Genomic DNA, 23002 nt, shown 5'->3' with positions numbered 1-23002 from the left:
GAATTCATTCAATGTCAGATGCCCGCTTCGCTGATTGGACCGGTACTGATCCCGTTCCGATTGAACGCGTCAACTGCGAACCAGTACTTCTCACCAGCGTTCAAAGTGTGAACGTCAAGCTCTGCCTGGTCGTAGACCAACCAGGAATGATAGAGCTTGTCCGGGGCTATCCCGTAACGAATGTTGTAGCCGACAGCATTGGGTGAGTCCGGCCACGCCAACCGCACGTGAGTGGGACTGTGCCGGCGGATGTCCGCTGCTACCGGAGCCGGTTTTGACCCGAATCCGCGCCCGAAGACTCGCACGCCACTGAGTGCAAGGGGCGCGCCGAACGGCATCGGCGTGTCCGCGGTCACCCGGACGTATCGTGCGGCTGTTGCCTCATCCGGCACGATGAGCTGGTGGGCGGAGTCCGTGAGCGAACCGTTGGACAGCGTGGTCCACTGGCGGTTGTCAGCGGAGACCTCCACACGGAGTTGGGTAGGGTGAAATCCTGGGTCGATCGCCCGGTAACCGGCCATGGTGTCAGCGCCGTCGGCGCGCTCTGTGACGAAGTCACTGAGTTTATGATCTGCCAGATTGACCTGGACTGCGTGAATCGTGTGTACCGTCCCGAGATCGAGTTCGAGCCATTGGCCTGGCTGGGCCGACCCGGCGACCCACCAGCTTCGGATGTCCTCGTTCGTCGCCAGTTCCGGACTGTGGTTCGTCTGCCACGACGATGCTGTGGCCTGGGCCCGATAGGAGAGCAGCATCCACCCGGCAAACGGGTCCTTCCACGGGTCGATTGGGCCGCGAGGAATCCGCATCGGATAGTCTGCAAAGTTTTGGTTACAGAAGAGTACGCCGTCCGAATCGAATCCGGCCGGGAACAGGCCAACGCGGCGTTCGAAGTTGTGGTTCACAGAAATGCGCATCGTGGAGGCATGCCACCAATTACCAAATTCATCCCGGAAAGTACTGCCGTGACCGGCGCCGGTGATGAACCCGCCCGGTTTCGACGAGTACGGGCTGTGCGCGGAGTAGGTGAACGGGCCTAGGGCGGTGGGGGCGGTGTAGACCCCGTCGGCATAGAGGTTGGACTCTGTCTGTGGGGCCGCGTATTGCAGGTGGTACGTTCCTTCGTGGCGCGTCATCCAGGCACCTTCGATGAACGGTCGTCCGCCGATTAGGTCGAAGATCGCCCGCTCTTCTTCAGTCTGAAATTCTGGGAGTGGGCTCTCGCCGGGCACCTCCCATCCGTGCGCGTCGGGATGAGCGCCAATGACTGCGTGTCGCTCACCGATCGGCTCGAACGTTGCACTGTCAAGACGCGTGGCGTAGATCGGTTCGATCGGTGAGCAGCCCCAGTAGAGATACGTGGCGCCGTCCTGGTCCTGAAAGAGGCTGGGGTCGAAGAATGCGAAGCTGCCGGCTGATACTTCGACGAAACCCGTAGTGAGGGGGTCCTCGCTACGAAAGAACGGGCAAGTCCCGTCCGTGCGTGAGGCGGTCACAATTAGCTGATCGTTGATAACCCTGGCATCGGGCGCATAGTCGAATGCGGGCAGAGCGTCCGTGTACTTGTAGCTCCACTGCACAAGATCTGCGGAGTGAAAGAATCCTCGTGTCATTGACACGAACGCGAAGTACCGGTTTCGGAAGCGGACAATCGAGGGGTCGGCTCCTTCCCGATGGACGGTGCGGATTCCGTTCGGCTGCACGATGTGCTGATACCGGTACGGCAGGTCTACGGGGTTGCAGATGATGCTCACAGTCAGCCTTCGTCTTGAACGTGACTTAGCGTCTCGGTACTACCATCCGGTACACCGCTTGGGTATCGCAGCCCAAAACCATAGATGAATGTGGGGTTGACGGTATCGAAGGGGGTATCAGGCCTGCTCTTTTTGACGGCGTCCATGGAACTTGGGATGTCGAAAGGAAGCTGCCCCTCTGGTGCGAGCTCGCCGAAAAGAGTGCCGATCAGAACGTTGTCTGAGGAACCAAAGTTCGCGATGAGGGATGACGCGATCTCGGCGACCGGGCCGAGTATGGCGGGACGGTCGAGATAGACGTCGACGATCAGGGGAGCCGCGGCCGCGATCCGTTCAAGGTGCGCTATCTGCTGCGGCGGGAAATCGAGGGAGCCGGCATGGAAGAACGTCTCGAGCGTTCCCGGTTCGCCGCGATCCTCCCACGGCGCGACGAGCCGAACAATCGCCACGTCCGCCTCCTCGGGCGAGTCGACGGTCGTCGACCTAGCGGACAGGAGGGGATCGGTGATCCCCTCGCTGTACACGCGAACTCCACGACGCAGGGGAAGGTTGGCGGCTCCGATGCTGTTCTTCAAGAGGACCTGCGCGGCCGCCTGAGCGAGACGACCCTCCTCCCGGGCTGCGTCGGCACCAACCGTGATGGTTGCGGCCTCGACGTCAACAAACGGGTTGTCGAACAGGCCAAGCTGAAACTTTTCCCGCAGCAATCGTCGAGCAGATTCATCGATTCGCGATTCGGGAACCCTGCCGACTCGGACCAATCTGACCAGGACGTCGTTGCTGGTCTCGCCGCCGAACTGATCGATTCCAGCGTCCAACGCCTTGATCATGCGCTCGTCGTATGACAGGTGTTCAACTCCCCACGGCCGCTCGCTGAGGATCCCCCAGTCGGTGCACACGACCCCGTCGAACCCGAGCACGTCGCGTAGTAGCCCCGTGATGACGCCGCGATTGAAGCCGAACGCGACCTCTTCAAACGGGGTCCCGACCGGCATGCCGTAGTACGGCATGATCTGGGAGACCCCAGCGTCGATGACCGCCCGGAATGGTTCAAGGTGCAGATCGAATTTGCCACCGGGATAGATCTGTTCCCTTCCGTACGCAAAGTGCGGGTCCTCGCCATCCTTCTGAGCACCTCCACCGGGGAAGTGCTTGGCCATCGCCGAGACCGAACTGCTACCGATCTCGCCGCCTCCTTGGAGACCGAGAATGTATGCGACCCCGAGACGCGATGCCAGTTCCGCATTTTCGCCGAAAGTCGCTGACGTTCGCGCCCAGCGCGGATCCGTTGCCAGGTCGATCTGTGGATGTAACGCAGCCCGGATACCAACGGCAACATACTCCGCTCGGATCACCTCAGCCCACCGCCTGACGAGGTCTTCCTTCCCGATCGCCGCCATCCCGAGCGGTTCCGGCCATTGCGAGAACGGACCTGCCATCAATGCAGCGCCCGGGTTGTTGCTGAAGGCGTGCCGAGGATCGCTGGAGATGGTGGCAGGAATTCCAAGCGGATGCACGCGAAGGACCGACTGGATCGTGTTGTTCCACTCTGCAATCTGCCGCGCGGAAGTCGCCCAAAGAATATTGAAATGGTTGATTCGGCGAGTCAGAAGTTCTCTCGCGGTCAGTGGAACGAAATCGGCGGACGCGTCCAGGTCACCGACGTGCGCGATCGGCTGAAACATCAGACCCGCCTTGTCCTCGACGGTCATCCTTTGAAGGAGATCCTCGACACGCTGCGCAATCGACAGCGACGGGTCTCGATAGGGGTAGGTCAGCGTGGACTCAGGCATGGTTAGCGGTGCTCCCTAATCGGATAGGTGGGGTGGGCTGGGTAACCGACGGAGGGTTTGTCTAGGTGGCCGAAGGACGACGCGCGCGATGCCATGGTGGTTGTCGCGACGATGGGGAAGTCGGAAAAGGATCTGCCGTCCGGCGACCACTTGGGTGGCAGACCGCGCGTAGCAGGGGCACCCATTGCCAAGACCTGAGTCATCATCGATCTGTCTTTTCTTTCGAGCGACATCGGATTGCGCTAAACAACTCTCAACCGCGAGCTCTGCACGCTTACCTCACATGTTCCCGACCGGGAAGAGTATGTTTCCTGTCGGGAACGTTAGACTGTCTGGATTGACTCGTCAAGTCGAGAGAGAAGGAAAGCCGACGATGGATTCTCCAGATCCGACAACCCGCACCGCATCGCGCCAACAAGGTCGGCATGCTGGCCTCGATCGTCAGCGAATCGCGGAAGCCGCGCGCACACTTGAACCGCAGTCGTTGAGCATCCAGGCTGTCGCCGATATCCTCGGCGTTGACCGCAAAGCGGTCAACTACCATGTGACGAACCTGAGCGGCTTACTCGAGCTGGTCGCAGTCGACGCATTCTCGATGAACTTCACCGACGTCGACCTCTCGTCGACCGCGGACTGGAAAGAAGCATGTCGGGCATATGCGTTCGCGTTGCACGACAGCCTGATGACGACCGGGGCGCTGGTGAGCTACTTCCGATTCCAGGACCCAGGCGACTTCAGCATGCTCGGCCCAGCGGACACCGTAATGCAGAGGCTTTACGATGCAGGCTTCAACGACGAACAGGTGGGGAACGCGATTATCCTGATTGTGAACGTTGCGATGTCCGCTGCCCGTGATGACGTCATGGTCGGTTCGGATGGAACGCACCCGCAAGTTCCCCTCATCCTTGACGCGCTGCGCGATGCGTATCCTCGGCAGTTCCCGGCGCTCCAGCGTTCAATGTCCGGAACTCCGTCACGGGCCCCGTACGGTCCTGCGCAGCTCGACGCCAGCATGGACATCGTCACTCGCGGTTTGGAGAGCATTCTTCTCGCGTCCCAGCCAGCGCTGTCCGCCCATTCCTAGGCCTCAAGCGCAGGACAATCCGCTCCGCAGCGAGCCTGTTTCGGCAGCGCAGACTGGGACCTCAGCACCTCGACCCTCGGCCGGGTAATCGGGTGCGCCGATGACTGTACAAGGAAGCCTTGCCCTCAGCCGCAGTTCGCCCGCTGAACGATTCGGGCTGCGAGCGGAAGGGTGGTCGACTCGCCGGCAGACACACGCTTTCGACGCCCCACGTTGACGAGGGCCGGTGAACCCAGCGCAACGAGTTCCTCGGTGATCGCTGGGGCGGCTCACGGATATGTTCGGGGCGACCGTGAAACGCATCCCGGCTACGACAATACTCAGGAAGCGAGAAGCGCAATCCGGGCTCGCCGACGCCGAACCTGCTCGTCGGGGTCCGCAACCGGTGCGGCCAGCAGAAGCTTCTTTGTGTACGCGTTTGACGGATTTGACGTCACAGTCCGAGCGGTGTCTGTTTCGACGATGTTGCCCTGGTACATCACGGCGACGCGATGACTGATGTGACGAACAACAGTCAGGTCGTGGGAGATGAAGAGGTATGCGACCTGGGTTTCTCGTTGAATCTCGATTAGCAGGTCGAGCACACGCGCTTGAGTTACAAGATCGAGGGCAGATACCGCCTCGTCGCAGACGATGAGCTTGGGACCGATTGCCAGCGCTCGAGCGATGGCGATGCGCTGGCGCTGGCCCCCGCTGAACTCGCGTGCGTACCGGCTGCCTGCATCCTTTGGCAGCCCGACACGGTCGAGGAGCGCGCCGACCGCGGCCGTCGCGTCCTGGCGTGACCTGCCATGGGCGAGAAGCGGCTCGGTCAGGATGTCCGTGACGAGCATCGCCGGATTGAGCGATGTGTATGGATCCTGAAAGACGACCTGAATGTCCTGCGCAAGCTTGCGCCGCTCGCGCGCAGCAAGGTCCTGAGTCTGCTGTCCATTGAAGCTGATGCTTCCACCGCTCGCCGGGACCAGTCCGAGGACCGCTCGGCCCAGCGTGGTCTTGCCGGACCCAGACTCGCCCACCAGCCCGAGGGTTTCCCCGGCGCCGATGGTGAGCGAGATCCCGTGCAGCACCTCGATTCCTTTTCGCCGGAAACCTTTGGCGGGATACTGCACCGAAAGGTTCTCAACGTCCAATAGCGAGCTCATCGTCAAGCGCTCAATTCAGTTCGGGGAGCAATACGGGAGGGGGCCGGCGGATCGGTCCGATAGGTGTCTTCATCGAGGATCGCCCCAATCAGCTGCCGGGTGTATTCGTGTTCCGCGTGCCGATACAGATGGCGGTAATCGCCGGATTCGACGATCTCTCCGGACCGCATGACCGTGACTCGATCACACAGATCCGCGACAACACCGAAGTTGTGGGTCACCAGGAGAACGCTCATACTGAGCCTCTCCTGAAGGCTCCGGATCAGGTCAAGAATCTCCGCCTGAACCGTCACATCGAGAGCGGTCGTCGCTTCGTCGGCAATGAGCAGGCGCGGACCAGAAGCAATGGCGCCCGCAATAAGGACGCGTTGTGCCATGCCGCCCGAGATCTCGTGTGGATAGGAGCGAAATGTGCGTGCCGGATCCGCGATTCCAACTTGCTGCAAGAGCTCGAGGGCCAGAGCGCGTGCTTCACTCTTGGAGCCGCCCTTTGTAGACCGGATTCCCTCGATGAGTTGAGTACCGACAGTGAACGAGGGGGCGAGGTTGGACATCGGCTCCTGTGGAACATAAGCGAGAAGTGAGCGCCGGATCCGTTTCAGTTCCTGAGAGTCTTCGCCCAGGAGGTCATGTCCGTCGAGCGAAAACTCGTCGGCCTCGATGCGAGCTTCAGGCGGCAAGAGACCGAGAACAGCGAAAGCGGTCTGGCTCTTGCCGGAACCCGACTCACCGATCAGACCCAGGATTTCCCCTTGCCGCACGTCCAGGGAAATCCCGTTGACAACATTCTTCAAGTCTCCCTCGGCCGTGGGATAGGAAATCCGGAGGTTTCTAATTCGAAGGATGGCTGATTCGTCAGTCGTGTGCGCGGCCGCGCGTCGGTCTGTCGGCCGAATCGAGGTCGTTTCATGCCGGGATCGTTTAGTAGAGACAAGTGTGGAATCCTCCAGTGCGTCGCGGAGCCCGTTGCCGAGTAGCACGAAACCGCCGCCGAGGATCGCGAGCATGAGCGAAGGCCACAGGAATTGGATGGGGTACACGTAGAGATTTCCGAAAGCGTCGGCCGTCATACTGCCAAAACTTGGGACATCGTTGGTGCCCAGGCCGAGGAAGGCAAGTCCGGATTGGACGGCGATGGCGACGCCTGCGAGGAAGGATGCCGTGATGACCAGCGGACCCCGGACTGCCGGCAGGATGTGCCGCGCCAAGATGCGAGATGACGAGAGGCCAGACACTCGGGCAGCATCCACGTAAAGTTCGCGCTTTACGGCGACTACGAGGTTGCGAACCAGCCGAAAGATTGACGGGCTGAAAAGGAAACCAAATATGGCCATCATGACGATGTAGGACCCCCCGGTAATGGGGAAGACCACGATCAGGAGAACCAGCGCCGGGAATGTCATGAGCAGGTTGAATACCCACGAGATGGTTGAATCCGCTCCCGCCTTGGCGTAGCCAGAGATGAGGCCGAAGGGTATTCCGATCAGGAGCGCCACCGCGACGCCGGTAAGTGCCGACAGCATCGCCGTATTCACGGACGCGAGCAGTCGGGAGAGGATGTCTCGGCCGCTGCTGTCACCTCCGAGCAGGTAACCAGGAGTTCCGACGGGCGCGTTGACCGCATCGAGCGAACTAAAGTTCGGGCTGTGGGGAGCGATCAGCGGGGCAAGGATGCCGAGAACGATAACGATGGCGATGAGGATCAGCGACCCCGCGGCCAACGGGTTCCGCATTAGCCTGCGGAACACGTTTGGACGGCGGGTGGCCTCCGCCGGCTGAGGAATAAGGAGAGTCACGATACGCGCGCTTTCGGGTTGAGCCAGCCGTTGATGAGATCGACGATGAGGTTCATGATCACGACCAGGATGACGCTGACAGTGACGACTCCGAGAATCGCGGGCAGATCTCCCTGCACCGCCGAGTCGAAGGAGTACGTACCGAAGCCGGACAAGGCGAATATCCGTTCGATGAACAGTGCCCCACCGATCATTCCGATGAACTGAAGCGACAACGTCGTTAGTGCTGGGGACGCCGCGTTTCGCAGCGTGTATTTCAGGAGAATCGCGCGCTCCGATACGCCTCTGCTTCGGAGCGTCCGAACGTAGTCGCGTCGAAGTTCGTCAATAAGCGAGCCGCGAATCTGGCCGGCGACGCTGGCGATGGAGGCGAACATCAGAGTCGCCGCAGGCAGCACAACACTTCCCAGCCACCCGATGAATGATGTCCCGATCGGTACGTAGCCGGTCGCAGGAACGAGGTGCAACGTGATCGAGAAGACTAGAACCAGGAGGATTCCGAGAATGATCGGCGGGAACACATAGCTGATGGTCGACACCGCTTGAAGAATTCGGTCTACGGCTCCCCCTGCGCGAGCTGCGGCAGTGACGCCGAGAATGAGGCTGAACACGATGGTCAGAACGAGGGCCAGCACCACGATGGAAAGCGTCACCGGCAAGCGACTTTGCAGAGCGTCCGTAACCGGTTCCTTGGTGAAGTAGGACGTGCCAAAGTCTCCTTGAACTGCTGCGGTCACCCATGACCAATACTGCTCGATGGGAGTGCGGTTAAGGCCCAGCTGAGCGTTGAGAGAGGCAATCTGCTGGTGCGTTGCGCTACTGCCGAGAATGTTGCGCGCGACGGGGATATTGGCTAGTTGGAGGGTAAAGAAGGTCAGCGTTGTGACGGCAAAGAGAAGCACCAGACCGGTAGCTAACCTTCGCAATACAAATGGGATCATGATCGGACCTTTCGGGAGCGACGACGCCTGAGTCGTCGCTCCCGGTTGTTATTAGGAAGCGGGTTGGAACTGTTCAACCGTCAGGAGGCCGGCTGTTGCACGAGGCGTGAAGGTCACCTGCTTCGAGACCGCCACCAACTGCACCAGGGAGAACACCGGTGCAAACCACGCGTTCTGCACGCTCCACTTGTTCACGTCTCGGTAGGCGGCATCAGCAGCGTCGACTGTTGTGGCGCCGGATGCCGTGGTGAGCAATGCGGTCAGATGCGGATCAGTTGCTTGGAACGGGTTGAGGTAGCCGTTGGGGGTCAGCGTGTCGTTTGTCACGATCTGAGGCACGTTGTAGCCATTGATGAACCAGTAGATCGGGTAGGTCTTGGACCCGAGAACCGAAACAACTTGATCGAAGGGGACTGGCTTCCAATCAGTCTTGATACCGATTTCCCCCAATTCCTGGGTAAGAGTCGGCTCGACGGTCTGCGACAACACCGAGCTCGGCAGGCTCACCGTGAATCCATTCGCGTAGCCCGCCGCCTTCATCAGCGACTTCGCCTTCTGGACGTCAAATCCATAGGTTTTGTTCAGCGCCGGGTCATAGGCGCCAGTGCCAGGGTCATAGATCTGCTCGACAGGCTTGCCGACTCCTCCAAGGAGTTTCTCCACGATCGAGTTGCGGTCAATCGCAAGGTTAATCGCCTGACGGACACGAACGTCTGCCAGCGCCGGTTGGACCTCCCCGGCACGATCGGCAATGACGAGTCCGGCCCAGGCAGACGGGGCGGTCTCCTTTACGGCGAAGCCCTCAGCCTTCAACGACTGGCCCTGCGCAGGGTTGGCGAGACTGGTGATGTCGAGCTGGCCCGCTTTCAAGGCGTTGAGCTGGGCCGTCGCATCCGAGATCACGTTGACCACGACCTTTTTGAACTTGTACGCCTGGGCGTTCCAGTAACCGGACCGAAGGTTGAGCGTGTACTTGGAGCCGTTGGTGGTTGCTGTCTCGTCAAGGACATAGGGACCAGAGCCAAGCGGGTCCAACGCAGCCTTTTCGGAACCAAGCGTCGTGGGATCAGCAATCACGCCAGCGGCCTGAGCCAACTGATACGGCAACGCTGTATCGGGACGGCGAAGCTTGATCGTTACCGTCGACGCGCCAGTTGCTTTGATTGAACTGACGTTTGCGAACGCTGCCGAGGAAGCGGCGGCCTTACTCGAGAAAGTGAGAGAGGCGGCAATTGCAGTGGCATCCACAGGCTTCCCACTGCTGAACTTCATGCTGGGTCGGACTGCGAAGGTGAGCGTGAGCCCGTCAGGCGAAACCGTGTACTTTTCAGCGGCGCTCGGCTTGACCGCTCCGCTCAGGTCACGAGTGAGAAGCGAATCATATACAGAGCCCCACACATAGGACGAGGGCCCCTGATCGAGCGAACCGACCGCAAGTGATGGCGGCGCCGACGGCATCGACAGGGTTAGCACATGGCTAGACAGGCCCGTGTCGTTGCTGCTCTTGGTGCTGGACGAGCAGGCGGACAAGGATGTGGCGACGAGGCCGATGGCCGCGACCGCTAGGGCCAATCGCGAGAACTTCATTGAAACTCCTTTGTTTACACGTGGCGAGAGGGTATGAGATTCGCCCTCGAGCTGGCCCAAAACCTTGTCGAACTCGGGTTAATTCAGGCCGAGGTTGTCAAATCCGGGCCGTGTCCCTCGTGACCGCCGAATGGACACAATACTCTCTATCTTCCCGCATGGGAAGATGATGTTCCCGTTCGGGAAGACTAATCTGTCTCTGAAGGGAAGTCAACCTTGCGGTGTGTTGAAGGACCAAGCCGGCGCGTTTCTTAGGTTCACGGGAAAGCGCCCTGTGCCTCGTTTCCCACATTCGAGAACCCGTGACGACGCCACGGTCGAGTTCCGTGCTACCCGAGCCGATCGCCCGCCGCCCTCCGTTGCGCGGTCGGGTTAGCCGTGGGTCATCGGGCGGTTCTTCAGGAGTCTTCTCGGCGAATTCCTCTGCTCGCCACCTGCCGATTTGACCAACAGATGCCAGCTGACCTCACTCACGACCGCAACGGACGGCGGCAGGAAAGGAGCAGCAGATCGTGCGCTTCTTGGACGCGGCTCGCCGCAGGCGAGCGCCCTCGTCCTTCATCTGCCCGCGCTGTGCAAGCAACACCTACCTTTCGGCTCGTCTCAGTGGGACGTGCGCACTGGAGCCTCCGTGACCCTTGCTAATCACACCGACCACCACACCGGGTCCCTTGGGATCTGGCCGAACCACAGCCAACGCCCGTCCCTGGTAGGTGCGATGGGTCGCGTCAGTGTAGGACTCGGTTGTCGCGGGCGCTGCACTTCCAAGCGCAATCAGACTTCCGCCCGAGACTGTGACCTCGACCGTGTCGTCGTCCGCCATTTCAACGGTGCCGTTCGCATCGGCAAGCTCGATTCGGACGAACATCAGGTCTTGCTTGTCGCTGTCGAAAACCTCGATCTCCGGCACTACGTGCACGGTCGCTTTTCCGGCGGAGCGGAGAGCACTCCGACCGATCTCGACCCCGCGGACTCTCGCGATCGCCACCAGTTCGCCAGGTTCGTAATCCAGCTGAAAATGGGCGGCATGACGGTGTCGGGGACCCGCCGGACGGCGGCCCAATGAGCGACCATTGATGATGAGCTCCACGTCGTCGGCCGCACTGTAAACCTCTACATCCGCCCGCCGACCGGTGCAGCCGAGCCAGGCCCAGCTGGGTACGGCATCGCTGCCCCGCCACAGCATTCTGTTGACTCTTTGACCCGAGTGGTCAACTGGTCGTACGGCGATCCCTGGTGTGGAGTCAATTCTCCATACGGCTCGAGCCAAGAGCATCAATCCGCTTGGATTTCCGAGAAGGTCGATGGCGCCTCCGCCGCCCACGATCTGGGGCCACGCCCGTGCCTGACGGTAGCGATCATCGCCGTAGGTCCAGGTTCCGAGGCCCACTTCGCCGAGGTACTCCCACCCGGTCCACGCGAAATCGCCGATCACGTTGGGAAACTGTTCGACCAACGGCCAGATCTCGGCGATCTCACCCGGGAACGATTCCGAACCCAGCACGACGCGGTCCGGATAGCGGCGTGCGTCCGCACGGTATCGGACCCAACCGTAGTTATAGCCGGCGACGTCAACAGTTGCGAACGCATCTCGGCTGACGGAGTCGGCCTTGGGTAGGCGCGTCACTAACCGCGTTGCTCGCCCAATGCGATTGGAAAGCGCGTTGACCGTCGTGCTAGTTGGCCCCGCGGGCTTGGACGTGTCCGGTGAGTGGTCCTCAGCGTGATCGGGTGACCCAGCCAGCATGCTCAGGACGAAGTTCGTTGCCAGAGTAGTTGGTCGAGACGGGTCAAGTTCGCGAAGTGACGAGGAGATTTCTTGCGCTGTGCTTACGCCTGCGCGGGTCGCGCTCTCGGAAATCTCGTTACCGATCGAGTACATGATCACGCTCGGACGCAGGCGGTCTTTGGCGACCATGGATTTCAAGTCCTTTGGCCAGGTTTCTTCGAACTGAGACGCGGAGTCGTAGGGAGTCTTAGGCGTGAACCAGACATCCGTAAGTTCGTCGAGGACGTAAAGCCCGAGTTCATCGCACGCATCCAGGAAGGCGCGCGAGAGCGGATTGTGGGCGCTTCTGATCGCGTTGTAGCCCTGCTCCTTCAGGATCCGCGCCCTGCGATACTCCGCTTCGCGGAATGTGGCAGCGCCGAGTATTCCGTTGTCGTGGTGGATGCATGCCCCGCGGAGCAACGTGGGGTGACCATTGATCAGCAGGCCGCGACGTGGGTCGACTTCAACTGTTCGCAGTCCAATTTTGTGCTCTACACGCTCAGACTCCTGGCCGTCGGCGAGGACGGTCACTGTTAGTGAGTAGAGGTGAGGGTTGGTGTCCGTCCACGCGGTTGGGTTCGCTACTCGAAGGGACATCGATCCAGGCGGCCCCGAGGCGTACCCAATCAGATGTCCCTCGTCGGAAAGTTCGAGGCGCACCGACAAATCGACCGGTGAATCGCTCGCGACGGTGGTCTCCACGGTCGTCACGAACTGCAATTCGCATCCATCCTCAGTCAAACGCACACGTAGGTCGATTCCGTCAACCTCGAACCGGGCGGGCCCTGTCGCGCGCATCCACACGGGGCGATAGATGCCAGATCCGGTGTACCACCGCGCGCTTGGCAACATTGAGTTGTCTACCTGGACAACGATGTTGTGTTCGGCGCCAGGTCTCGCCAGGTGCGAGATGTCAACCTCGAACTCACGGTAAGGGCTCGCGTTGCTGCCGGCGACCGTGCCGTCGACCGACACCGTTGCGATACCTTGCACGCCTTCGAAGAGGAGGCTGACTCTCGACGCGTCGGTTGGAACCGTTAGGCGTTTCGAGTACTCATATCGACCCCCGGGGAAGAATGCACCGTGTGCCCCACTCGCCGCGTTGGCCGTTCGCGGTTCGGAGATCATGGCGTCGTGCGGGAGGTGGACCGGGACGGGGTTGCCGCGAGGGAGAGACCGAACGGTCCAATCGTCTGCGAGCAACTGGGTCCCGTGAACTGTCATTTGGCGCTTATCAGGGTGAAGGCTTGAAGGTCGGCGGCGCCTCGTCCGCGATACTTGAGGTAAAGAGCGGAGCGGGCGGACAGATCCCGTGGCAAGGGCACCTGCGAGCTCATGTTTTTGGCTGCCGTGACGGGGACCGTGGCGATGATCGGTCCCTCCAACTCGGTGCTGACCTCGAACTCCCCGGATCCTCCGCGCGATTGGATCTGAATGGCGCGGGTTTCGCGAAGATCGAAGTACTTGAACCCGGCCACGGCTCCGTCCCGCATGTTTGCAATGTACTGATCTCCGTCGCTATTGCGGTCGGGGCGGCTCTGAGTGAAATAGGGATGACGTCCGCGACGGGTAAAGCTGAGATATGGAGTGTATTTCGCGCCGCCTGCGGAGCGGAGTACGCACGCAATGTGAGCTGAGAACCGGCCATCGCCGGCTAGCGGGTCAGTGTGCAGCCCGGAGCTGGTCATCTCTGCTTGGAGAAACTTCCCCGATTCGGTGCGCTCGATCGGTTCGGCCATTGCCTGGCGACTGACTTGCGATCGGTTGGTGTGTCGGTGGTAGAAGATGAACCAGTTGTTTTCGACCTGGACCAGTCCGCCATGATTGTTCGCGAAGTAGTTGAGGGCGTCAGCTTGGGTCCGTCCGTTGAGCCCGATGTCTGCATTGCTGATTAGGATGCCGGCGAAGTTGAAATCACGGTCGGGATATGCGCTGGTCGCGTAGCAGAGTTCGTGCCCATTGATCGACGAGTAGGTGAAATAGTACGTCTCGTCGATCTTCCTGATCGACGAAGCCTCCAGGAACCCGTGGCCTTCGAACCCGGTACCCCGGGAGTTCTCAGCCACGGGGACAATCAGCTTTGGGCGGCCAACTATGGTGTGCATGTCCGCTTGCAACTCGACCACGTACGCGCCTTCATGAAGGAGTTTGCGACGGTTGATGTTCCATGCCGGGAGCGATTTCTGGCCCGGCCCGAAGCCGAAGTAGAGGAAGATCCTTCCGTCGTCGTCGACCAGTATCCCCGGATCAAACGGGAACACGTCTCCCGGCAGACCTCCCAACGGATTTCCGTCGGGGTACTCCACGTGCGCAAAGAATTCGTACGGGCCTTCTGGTGCGTCGGCGACCGCTACCGAAAGTCGCGGCACGAACTCGAGCCCGTAATACATGTAGTAGCGGCCGTCCGTGCCCTGGGCGACGTCGGGCGCCCAGAGCGCGTAGCGACCGCGTGGATTGCCGGGATCCTGATTCTTCCGGTAGGAAACCCCGTGCGGCGTCCAGTTGGACAGGTCGTCTACTGGCGCTGACCAGACAACGTAATCGTTCATGCAGTACTTACGGCCGGCGAAACGATCGTGCGAGCCAAACAAGTAGAGACGGTCCCCAAAGATGTGTGGCTCGCCGTCCGGGATGTATTCCCAACTCGGGAGGAGGGGGTTGACCGCGTGAGAGAGCATGATCATCGTCTTTCAATGCTGAGTTGCTGAAGTGTTGTCGCCGCGAAAAGGAACTACACGGCCCGTTCTTGAAGTTGCCGGAACTGACCCAACAGGTCAGCCGCGTTCTGGGTCGGACTACGGTACGGCGCTGGCATTGACCGCAGTCTTCGAGGGCTTCCAGGCCGCCTCGGCCGGTGGGTCAAATGGATCTCTCTCCTCCGGCGACGGGCTTCCCGTTTGCTCTTGCGACATCGCCAAGCCAGGTCAGGCTTGGCTTCGGCGCGCGCGCGAACGTCGTGCGGTCGACCGCGACAAGCCCGAATGTCGGGGCCCAGTGTCCCCACTCGTAGTTGTCCAGCAGACTCCAATGAAGGTATCCGCGAACATCAGCTCCCTCACCGATCGCATTGGAAAGGTGACGTAGCGCCTCCCGCGTGTAGCTGACTCGTCGTTCGTCATCTGAAGTCGCGATGCCGTTCTCAGTTACGAGGATCGGCAATCGAGTGCGCTCCCAGGTATGTCGTATTGCAATGCCGAGCGCATCGGGGCGAAACGCCGTACCGACAAGCGTGTTGTCCGGGTGCGGCGGGTGCGGAACGATCCCATTTGCGTCGACCTGTTGCGACGAGTAGGACTGAACTCCCACAAAGTCGTCCCCAGAAGTTGCATCGAGGTAGAAGTCTTCCCAGTCGTGGCGAACCTCGAGCAGTTTCGCCTCCCCGCCGGGAGACGCAAGAAACGCTTGGTTAGCGACGGACCAGCCAATCCGAGCATCTGTGCGGGATCGAAGGATCTCTCGTGCAGCGTGGTGAGCTTCGGCAAGCGGGGCGCCGTATTCGGTACTCGGAGTCGGCAGCGCCATCACGGGCGCATCTGCTATCCCTTCTTCCTGGATAGTCGGGGTCTGCCACTCTTTCACCTGCCCGGATCGGAAGGCGTCTTCCATCATTGTCATCATTGCCAGCATGTTTGGCTCGTTGATGGTAATGACCCACGGCACATCGTGAAGGATTTCGGCCGCTGCCGCAGCGAACTTAGTGAATCGATCGACAGCATCCGGAGCGCTCCACCCTCCCTGCTCGGCGAACCATCTCGGACTGCTGAAATGGTGCAGCGTCACGACCGGAGTCACTCCCAAATCGAACGCGGATTGAATCATTCGACGGTAGTGGGAGAGTTCCGCAAGACTGAACTGTCCGGGCCGAGGCTCGATTCGTGCCCACTCAATTCCGAAGCGGTATGCGTTCAACCCGGCATTCGCGAGGAGTCGCATGTCCTCGCCGAAACGATGGTAGCTGTCATCGGCGTCGCCGCTGAGGTCCATCCCCGGGATCAGTCCTTCCCGGGCCCACCAATCGCTGTTGACGTTGTTGCCTTCGGTCTGGTGCGGTGATGTGGACGCGCCCCAGAGGAATCCCTTTGGAAACTCCGTCATGCCAAGCCGCCTAGCCCGTTGGGCACAACCTGGTCGAGTTCATCAAGAGTCCACTCGGGCGTGGTTCGATGATCGCCCCGATAGATGGTCTTGTCCTCTTCGTACGATGACCAGCGGGCCACATTTCCGCCGCCGATGGTGAACACTTGACCGGTGGTCTGAGCGGCGGCATCGGTCGTAAGCCAGGTCACCATCGGCGCCACATAACTGGCCGGACCGGGTCCAACCTTGATGGCTTCCCACATTTCATCGGTGATCTCACCGGCAGCGTGCTTATGTTCCCAACTTGCGATCGTCGCGTGATAGAGCCGGGTCGCCGCTGCGGGGTTAAAACTGTTGGCGGTGACTCCGTGAGCTTTGTAATCGTTGGCGATCGCTTTCGTCAACGAGATGACTCCGCCCATTGCTGCGGCGAAGATCGGGTTTCCCAGCGTGCCTCGTGCGCCCTCCGACGTGACAGTGATGAAGCGCCCCCATCCACGTTCGGCCATCCCGGGCACGGTTGCTCGCGCCAAGAAGAATTTCTGAGATAAGAACAAATCGATGAAACGGTGCCATGTCTCGTCGGTCGCGCTGAGGTCACCGGGAAACAACGCGCCGGCGCAGGCAACGACAATATCGACCGGCCCAAACGTGTCGATCGCGATTTTGACTGCGTTGGCGACACCCTCAGGAGTGGCGATGGAGTCGTAGCTAGCTACGGCTTTGCCTCCTGCTCGGCTGATCTCGTCGACCGTAAGATCCGCGGCGCCTCGACTGCCGCCCTCAGCTTGCTCTGTCGTTCCCAAATCGTTTACCACGACCGAAGCGCCGTGTTCCGCCAGGGATAGGGCGACAGCTTTTCCGACGCCATTACCGCCTCCCGTGACGAGGGCTACTTTTCCGGCCAATCTCTCACTCATTGGTGGTCCTTTCCGTGGTTTCTTGGTCCTGGTTCATTGGTGGGACGACGGTGAGGGCTGCAGTTACGGCGTCAAGGAACGCGTTGAGTCGCTCCGTGGATTCGGGATCAGCGCCGCCGAGCACACGCCCCACAGGCATGGATGCCATCATCTTCATCACGTCCATGCCGAGTGCTGCGCCCGCATCCGCTTGAGGCATGAGAGCACCGAAGGATGCCATGACGACCGGGGCGGCCCGCGGATGGGCAAGCAACTCGCCGATCGTCGTTTCGTCATTGATTGGAACCGTCGCATCGTCGCCGACCACGACGACCTCGGCGTAGAGACAAACGTTTCGGCTCGATCGGGCAGCGCTGATCAGATAACGGCCGTCCTCGACCACCCACTGATTGAGTTGATCGTGCCAATAGGCGAGATCCCGACGCTCGACCCGGACGCGAACCGTCTGCGACTCTCCGGGTTGGAGGTCAACACGACCGACACCCACCAATTCCTGGGGCGCACGATCGATTTCGGAGTCGATTTTGGAGGCGTAGATTTGTACGATCTCCCTCCCCGCGCTCCGCCCGACGTTTCGGATCGTCACGGTGACCTCAAGACCGTCGGCTACCGGGTCGACAGACAACTTTTCGTAGGAGAACGAGGTGTAAGACAGTCCGTGGCCGAACGGGTAGAGGACGCTGCGTTCCTGGGCGTCATATCCTCGGTACCCAACGTAAATGCCTTCGCCGTACCGAACTCGCGAATGACTCCCGGGAAAATGCAGGTAACTGGGGGCGTCCTGGATCCGCATCGGAACGGTTTCGGCAAGGCGTGCTGATGGGTTCACCAGGCCGAAGAGGATGTCGGCGATTGCGCTGCCACCTGCCTGCCCCAAGAGCCCACCGCTGAGGATGGCCGGCGCCAGCGCGTGCACGGGGGCGAGGTGAAGCACACCGCCCGCGGCGAGCATTACGATGGTCCGCGGTTGAACGTTTACCACGGCCTCGAGAAGTGCTAGCTGCTGCGCCGGGAGGTCGATGTTCTCCCGGTCGAAGCCTTCAGATTCTTGGTCGGCGGCAAGCCCGAGAAACACAATTGCCGTGTCAGATCGGCGGGCAAGTTCGACGGCCTCGACTAGCAGCTGGTTTGGTTCCTCAGTTTGACCGACGGCGAAACCCTTCGCGAACTCGACTGTCGCGCGTGGCGCTCGCAAGCGAATCTCGTGGAGGGGGATGTCCAGGCGCGTGGTCCGCACATGTGAGCTCCCGCCGCCTTGATAGCGGGGCTCAACGCCGAATGGCCCGATAACCGCGAGGCGCCCGCTTTCAGCCAGGGGCAGGAGGTCACCCTCATTCTTGAGCAGAACAATGCTGCGGGCGGCTGCTTCTCGTGCAAGCGAGTGGTGCGCGTCATAGTCGACGTCAACGGGGCGTCGATTCGCTTGAGCTCGCAGTCCGGTTCGCGCGATGGCTGCCGCGGCCCGGTCGACGACCGCCTCGTTCAGGCGACCTGACCTGACAGCGTGGACCACACGTGCGTCAAAGGGACTTGTACCGCCTGGCATCTGGAGGTCGAGACCGGCATCAACCGCCGCAACTCGGTCCTTCACCGCGCCCCAATCACTCAAGACGGCGCCTTTGAAGCCCCATTCCCCTCGAAGCACATCGGTGAGTAGCCAACGATTCTGTGAGGCTAGTACGCCATTGATTCGGTTGTACGAGCACATGACCGTCCACGGTTGCGCGTCACGAACGACACGCTCGAAGGCGCGCAGATAGATTTCGCGAAGCGGACGGTCGTCAACGTCTGAACTGAGCCGCATGCGGTCTGTTTCGGCATTGTTGGCGGCAAAGTGTTTGAGGGACGCCCCGACCCCTCCGGATTGAAGGCCGTTTACCCAAGACGTCGCGAGCAGCCCGGTGAGGAAGGGATCCTCGGAAAGGTACTCGAAGTTGCGGCCGCAGCGAGGGTCACGTTTGATATTGACGCCAGGGCCGAGCAGAACGCTCACCCCCTGGGCTTGCGATTCTGCCGCTAGAGCCCTGCCGATTCTGTGGGCGAGTTCCGGATCCCAACTTTGCCCGAGCCCAACGGCAGGTGGAAAGCATGTAGCCGGCGCGCTTTCGCCCAATCCTAGGTGATCGGCCGCGTCGCCCTTTTGCACCCGAAGCCCATGTGGACCATCGGCCATGGTGAACGCCGGCACTCCCGGAAGACTCTTTGATTCCCAGAAAGATTCTCCGCCTCCGAGTTGCGCCTTCTGGGCGAGATCAAGATAGCCGATCGCTTCCACGGCCACTCTTTCGATCGGATCTGTCATGAGTTTCTCCAAGGATCTAGCGAAGCCATCTCGCACGGTGTTCTCTGCTTCTTCTTTCGGTTTCGAGGCCAGCTCAACGTTCGCCCGGCCTCGAACTCTCCCCGTCACACGATGAATTCCCGACGGGCGAAGAGACGAGGAGTCAACCCCTCCTTCGGCAGGGTCCGCTCTCGGTCTCACCGCCCATCACGGTTAGCGGACACTCTTGATGGGAAGCACAGCGAGCGCGCCAACCAGGGCGACAACGACGACGGCGATGTAGAGCGCGAGGTAACCGCCGAAGGTCAAGACGATGAAGCCCGCGAAGGCTGGACCTACCACGCTCGGGAGAGTTGAGGCGATGTTGAGTACGCCCAGGTCTGTACCGAAACGCTGCGCGTCTGGGAGCACCGAGCTCATGAGGGCTTGATCGACGGAGATGAAGGTCCCGAATCCGAGCCCTACGACCATCCCGGAGATGATGATCCCAAGAACCGACGGTGCCACGATCGGCACGAGCGCTCCCATCGCAATGATGAGTCCACCTGCGAGAACGAGGGGTTTCCGTTTGCCGATTCGGTCAGAGAGCGGACCCGCGATCGAGGTGGAGATAAGGATGGTGGGAAGTGTTGCCAGACCGAGCAGCGGAGCCAGTTTCAGCGACTCAGCAACAGGAACATGAATGTAATCCTGGAGGATGTACAGCCCGTAGGTGTTGAGCAGGCTGAACCCGCCGAAGAGCAGGAAGCGTCCGAGGAAGCCCCAGAAGAAGTCCGGGAACTTGATCGGGTTGACCCAGAAGGCTTTCAGGAAGGCGAGCACGTTGAAGGGCTGGCGCGGCTCCCCCCGGTTGTCCTTGTCCTTCAGAGCCACAACGAACCACACCGTCAACAGCAGCAGAACGCCTGCGATAGACGCGTAGCCAATTGGGATCATTGTGACGAAGAAGGATCCGATGATCGCGCCGAGAACGCCTGCCACCAGCGTGCCAAGTCCAACAAGCGTGGAGTAGCGACCGCGGAACCGGGTGGGGACCCGGTCTGGGAGGAGCGCAGAAAAGGGCGCTCCGAAAGCGTTGAATCCAAATTGAACGAATACGACGGCGAGGGTCAGTGTGGCGATCGAGGTGGAGAGTCCGGCCGTGATCATCGCGACCGATCCGATGAGGGCGCCGATAAGGATCCATGGGCGCCGGGATCCGAATCGGCTCCGGGTCCGGTCGGTGAGGACGCCGGCGAGCGGCATGGCAAGCATTGCAGCGAAGGCGGAGACCCCACTGATCAGGGCTAACGCGCTCACCTTGCCTGCGTTATCGATTTCTTGTGCTTGCACCGCAGCGAAGTAGTTGGTGGCGCTAAATGCAAGGAATGGGACGGCGGAAATGAACGGCGCAAAGCGGAAGAGGACCCGCAGGTCTTTCGGCAGCTTCTCTTTCGGCAGCTTCTCTTTCGGCGGCCTTCCAAGGTCCATGGCCTCGCCGGAACTGGCGGGAATCGAGGCTGTCAAAGGGGTGATCGGTTCAGCCTGTGCTGCAGGTCGGTTGGTGGGCTCCATTGCCAAATCCTTCTTAAGTGGGTCATTCGAGGAACAAGCGGGTCAGTCAGATTTCTCCGAAGAGATGTCGGCTGCCGTGGCATCCAACTAAGCGGGAGAGCAGCCAACTGCAATCGGACTAGAAACCAACATCGTGTCGGTTTCTGCCGTTAGCAACAAACCATACCCATGTCGGTTTCTTGTTGCAAGCCCGCGCTGAAATTCCTGCGGCGCGCCTCACCCGCTTCGCCGCCGAACACACGATCGGCGGCATCCGAGCGAAAGCACCGGTGCGCGGCACGCAAGAAGAATTCCGGTCGCTCGACTCGCACTCACACTTCGAGAAGCAGGCCAACGGGGCGGACTCTCCCAACGCTCGTCCGGAGAGACCTACGACCCAGGCCGGCTACATGCGGTCGGCTGAACCCTCAGCAACCCGCCCGGCCAGAGCCGCGAAGAACTCTTCTACGAGATCAGCCATGTCAATGCTGGGATCGTATAGCCATCGGATCTGCAAGCCGTCCTCTAACGCGGCGAGAATGATTGCGAACTTCTCGGGGTCGGCGGCAAGCGGAATCCTGCCCTCATCGCGCATTTCTCTTAGCATCGCAGTGGAAGCAAGCTTGTTCTGCTCATAACGATCGCGGAAGAATTCGTGGGCAGGGTTCGCCGGATCGGTCGCTTCAGCGGAGAGACGGCTGAAGAGCTGCACAAGACCGGGGATTTTTGCATTCTCGCGAATGAAGCCCGCGATCAACTCCGCTCGATCCACGGTCGGTGCGTTCTGCTCTTGCAGCCATCGGCCAGTCGCGAGCTCGTCGCGTCGTCGAAGTACCTCGGCGAAGAGGTCTTCCTTCTTGCGAAAGTGATGCAGCAACCCGGCTCGACTCAAATTAGCGGCCTCGGCGACTTCCGCGAGCGTGGCACCGTTGTAACCCCGTTCAGCTATCACCTGCAGGGCGACGTCAACGAGCTCCTCCTGCTTGGCGACACCCTTCGGATACTTGGTGATCGGACGCATATCCCGATGATATCCAACTTGCGCCTAGAAACCGACAGCGGTATGGTTTCAGAAATCCGCAAAACAAACCATCTGCTGGTTTGTTTCCACCTACGGGAGAGCTTGGGCAATGAAGCCGCCAAGAAGGGCAGGCAGGTCGCGCTGGACACGACCCGAAGGCGTTCCTCGCGCGCAGAGCGGTCCAATTGTCGCCAACGAGTACTCGAGTTCACCCGGGGTCGGACCGATCCGAATCGGAATCCTTGGTGCAGCGCGTATTGCGCCGATGGCGCTCCTCAAGCCGGCTCAGAGGATCGGCATTCCGGTCGTCTCGGTTGCCGCGCGCGACGTAGAGGTCGCGCGACGCTACGCCGCAAAACATCGCATCCCTCGCATCCACGACAGCTACCAGGATCTCCTCGATGATCCCGAAATTGATGCCGTCTACATCCCCCTACCAGCCTCCCTCCACGCCCAGTGGACAATCGCGGCAATCGCGGCGGGAAAGCACGTGCTCTGCGAGAAGCCCTTTACTGCGAACGCCGCGCAAGCAGAACAGGTTGCATCGGTCGCGGCACGGAGCGACCGCGTTGTGATGGAGGCGTATCACTCCGGACATCATCCGCTCGTGCAACGGTTGCGGGATCTCTTGGCAAGCGAAATCGTCGGAGAAGTGATTGCCGCGCGCGCAACGTTTGCCGTAGCCATCCCTCCGCGAAAGGACATCCGATGGAATCCTTCCCTCGGCGGGGGTGCACTGTTGGACGTCGGATATTACCCGGTGCGAATGCTCAGAGACCTGTTCGGGGAGCCGACCGTCCTGTCTGCCCAAGCGACGGAGCGTGACGGCGTCGATGGTGCAGTAACCGCGCGGCTTCAATTCGCGAACGGGGTGCTGGGATATGTCGAATGCTCGATGTGGCCGCCGCGCTTCGCAATGCCCTCACTTACGATCGCCGGGACCCTCGGGACGCTGCGCGTTCGTATGCCCTACCACCCTCAAACGTCGGGGCGAATCACATTCACCTCCGATGACGACCGCTGGGCGGAGAAGCCGGATTCGACGTCGACATACCTCGCTCAACTCCGCGCCTTTCGAGAGTCAGTTCTGTCACGATCCCCCATTCGCACGGACGCTCCGGCGGCAGTGCGGCAGATGACGACGATCGACGCGATCTACCAAGCTGCCGGAATGACCCCGCGCTGCACCTGACCCCGAAGGTGCCACCCGAGAGGAATAAGTATGACCGAATTGGGCTCATCGCAATCCAGAGTGTAGGTGGGGTCTGAATCCTCCGGCTTCGAGCAGCGATCTCGCGA

15 protein-coding genes are annotated in these 23002 nt (G+C 60.7%); 2 read left to right on the top strand and 13 right to left on the bottom strand.

Translation table 11 applies throughout. From position 1 onward, the window contains the following. Positions 1–14: 14 nt before the first annotated feature. Together ABD882_RS17905 and ABD882_RS17900 are read right to left on the bottom strand one after the other, a co-directional pair. A complete protein-coding gene (locus tag ABD882_RS17905; protein ID WP_345188825.1) occupies positions 15–1754 on the bottom strand; it encodes a family 43 glycosylhydrolase in 1740 nt (579 codons plus the stop codon). 2 nt (positions 1755–1756) lie between these two features. Next, a complete protein-coding gene (locus ABD882_RS17900) occupies positions 1757–3547 on the bottom strand; it encodes a glycoside hydrolase family 3 protein (protein WP_345188824.1) in 1791 nt (596 codons plus the stop codon). A 373-nt stretch (positions 3548–3920) separates the two neighbouring features. On the opposite strand from ABD882_RS17900, the gene ABD882_RS17895 reads away from it, so the two are divergent. Beyond that, positions 3921–4631: a hypothetical protein gene (locus tag ABD882_RS17895; RefSeq protein ID WP_345188823.1), complete on the top strand. Its 711-nt coding sequence runs from the start codon at positions 3921–3923 to the stop codon at positions 4629–4631. A 320-nt stretch (positions 4632–4951) separates the two neighbouring features. Here ABD882_RS17895 and ABD882_RS17890 read toward each other — a convergent pair whose 3' ends face one another. The 11 genes from ABD882_RS17890 to ABD882_RS17840 form a co-directional block, all read right to left on the bottom strand. Further along, a complete protein-coding gene (locus ABD882_RS17890; RefSeq protein ID WP_345188821.1) occupies positions 4952–5776 on the bottom strand; it encodes an ATP-binding cassette domain-containing protein in 825 nt (274 codons plus the stop codon). 2 nt (positions 5777–5778) lie between these two features. Then, the gene (locus tag ABD882_RS17885; RefSeq protein ID WP_345188820.1) at positions 5779–7572 is read right to left on the bottom strand and encodes a dipeptide/oligopeptide/nickel ABC transporter permease/ATP-binding protein; all 1794 of its coding nucleotides are present in this window, start codon (positions 7570–7572) and stop codon (positions 5779–5781) included. After that, on the bottom strand, positions 7569–8513 hold the full coding sequence (locus tag ABD882_RS17880) for an ABC transporter permease (RefSeq protein WP_345188819.1): 945 nt from the start codon (positions 8511–8513) through the stop codon (positions 7569–7571). The genes ABD882_RS17885 and ABD882_RS17880 overlap by 4 nt, the downstream gene beginning before the upstream one ends. 51 nt (positions 8514–8564) lie before the next feature. Beyond that, positions 8565–10100 (bottom strand): ABC transporter substrate-binding protein, encoded by a 1536-nt coding sequence (locus tag ABD882_RS17875; protein ID WP_345188817.1) that lies wholly within the window; start codon positions 10098–10100, stop codon positions 8565–8567. A gap of 586 nt (positions 10101–10686) precedes the next feature. Beyond that, positions 10687–12999 carry a glycoside hydrolase family 2 TIM barrel-domain containing protein gene (locus ABD882_RS17870; RefSeq protein ID WP_345188816.1) on the bottom strand — a complete coding sequence of 771 codons (2313 nt, stop codon included), beginning with the start codon at positions 12997–12999 and terminating at the stop codon, positions 10687–10689. Between the two features lie 92 nt (positions 13000–13091). Further along, entirely contained in the window at positions 13092–14555 is a 1464-nt protein-coding gene (locus tag ABD882_RS17865) for a family 43 glycosylhydrolase (RefSeq protein ID WP_345188815.1), read from the bottom strand. A 175-nt stretch (positions 14556–14730) separates the two neighbouring features. Then, positions 14731–15966, bottom strand: coding sequence for a glycoside hydrolase family 1 protein (locus ABD882_RS17860; RefSeq protein WP_345188813.1), 1236 nt, complete (start codon positions 15964–15966; stop codon positions 14731–14733). Then, positions 15963–16868, bottom strand: coding sequence for an SDR family NAD(P)-dependent oxidoreductase (locus ABD882_RS17855; protein WP_345188812.1), 906 nt, complete (start codon positions 16866–16868; stop codon positions 15963–15965). The genes ABD882_RS17860 and ABD882_RS17855 overlap by 4 nt, the downstream gene beginning before the upstream one ends. Beyond that, on the bottom strand, positions 16861–19170 hold the full coding sequence (locus tag ABD882_RS17850; RefSeq protein WP_345188811.1) for a glycoside hydrolase family 3 C-terminal domain-containing protein: 2310 nt from the start codon (positions 19168–19170) through the stop codon (positions 16861–16863). Before ABD882_RS17850 ends, ABD882_RS17855 begins: the two co-directional genes overlap by 8 nt. Before the next feature lie 192 nt (positions 19171–19362). After that, positions 19363–20703: an MFS transporter gene (locus tag ABD882_RS17845; RefSeq protein WP_345188810.1), complete on the bottom strand. Its 1341-nt coding sequence runs from the start codon at positions 20701–20703 to the stop codon at positions 19363–19365. Between the two features lie 385 nt (positions 20704–21088). Further along, positions 21089–21703, bottom strand: coding sequence for a TetR/AcrR family transcriptional regulator (locus ABD882_RS17840; protein ID WP_345188809.1), 615 nt, complete (start codon positions 21701–21703; stop codon positions 21089–21091). A gap of 109 nt (positions 21704–21812) precedes the next feature. Between ABD882_RS17840 and ABD882_RS17835 the strand changes: the two genes are divergently transcribed. Further along, on the top strand, positions 21813–22895 hold the full coding sequence (locus tag ABD882_RS17835) for a Gfo/Idh/MocA family protein (RefSeq protein ID WP_345188808.1): 1083 nt from the start codon (positions 21813–21815) through the stop codon (positions 22893–22895). The last annotated feature ends 107 nt before the right edge of the window (positions 22896–23002 follow it).

The sequence above is a fragment of the Microbacterium panaciterrae genome (genome assembly GCF_039541635.1).
GTDB lineage: Bacteria > Actinomycetota > Actinomycetes > Actinomycetales > Microbacteriaceae > Microbacterium > Microbacterium panaciterrae.
This window is presented reverse-complemented; position numbering and strand designations above follow the sequence as displayed.

Coding starts and splice junctions, on each gene's coding strand:
- ABD882_RS17875 (WP_345188817.1), bottom strand. CDS start 10,100: ATGAAGTTCTCGCGATTGGCCCTAGCGGTCGCGGCCATCGGCCTCGTC.
- ABD882_RS17880 (WP_345188819.1), bottom strand. CDS start 8,513: ATGATCCCATTTGTATTGCGAAGGTTAGCTACCGGTCTGGTGCTTCTC.
- ABD882_RS17845 (WP_345188810.1), bottom strand. CDS start 20,703: ATGGAGCCCACCAACCGACCTGCAGCACAGGCTGAACCGATCACCCCT.
- ABD882_RS17835 (WP_345188808.1), top strand. CDS start 21,813: ATGAAGCCGCCAAGAAGGGCAGGCAGGTCGCGCTGGACACGACCCGAA.
- ABD882_RS17900 (WP_345188824.1), bottom strand. CDS start 3,547: ATGCCTGAGTCCACGCTGACCTACCCCTATCGAGACCCGTCGCTGTCG.
- ABD882_RS17870 (WP_345188816.1), bottom strand. CDS start 12,999: ATGATCTCCGAACCGCGAACGGCCAACGCGGCGAGTGGGGCACACGGT.
- ABD882_RS17855 (WP_345188812.1), bottom strand. CDS start 16,868: ATGAGTGAGAGATTGGCCGGAAAAGTAGCCCTCGTCACGGGAGGCGGT.
- ABD882_RS17895 (WP_345188823.1), top strand. CDS start 3,921: ATGGATTCTCCAGATCCGACAACCCGCACCGCATCGCGCCAACAAGGT.
- ABD882_RS17865 (WP_345188815.1), bottom strand. CDS start 14,555: ATGATCATGCTCTCTCACGCGGTCAACCCCCTCCTCCCGAGTTGGGAA.
- ABD882_RS17850 (WP_345188811.1), bottom strand. CDS start 19,170: ATGACAGATCCGATCGAAAGAGTGGCCGTGGAAGCGATCGGCTATCTT.
- ABD882_RS17860 (WP_345188813.1), bottom strand. CDS start 15,966: ATGACGGAGTTTCCAAAGGGATTCCTCTGGGGCGCGTCCACATCACCG.
- ABD882_RS17840 (WP_345188809.1), bottom strand. CDS start 21,703: ATGCGTCCGATCACCAAGTATCCGAAGGGTGTCGCCAAGCAGGAGGAG.
- ABD882_RS17890 (WP_345188821.1), bottom strand. CDS start 5,776: ATGAGCTCGCTATTGGACGTTGAGAACCTTTCGGTGCAGTATCCCGCC.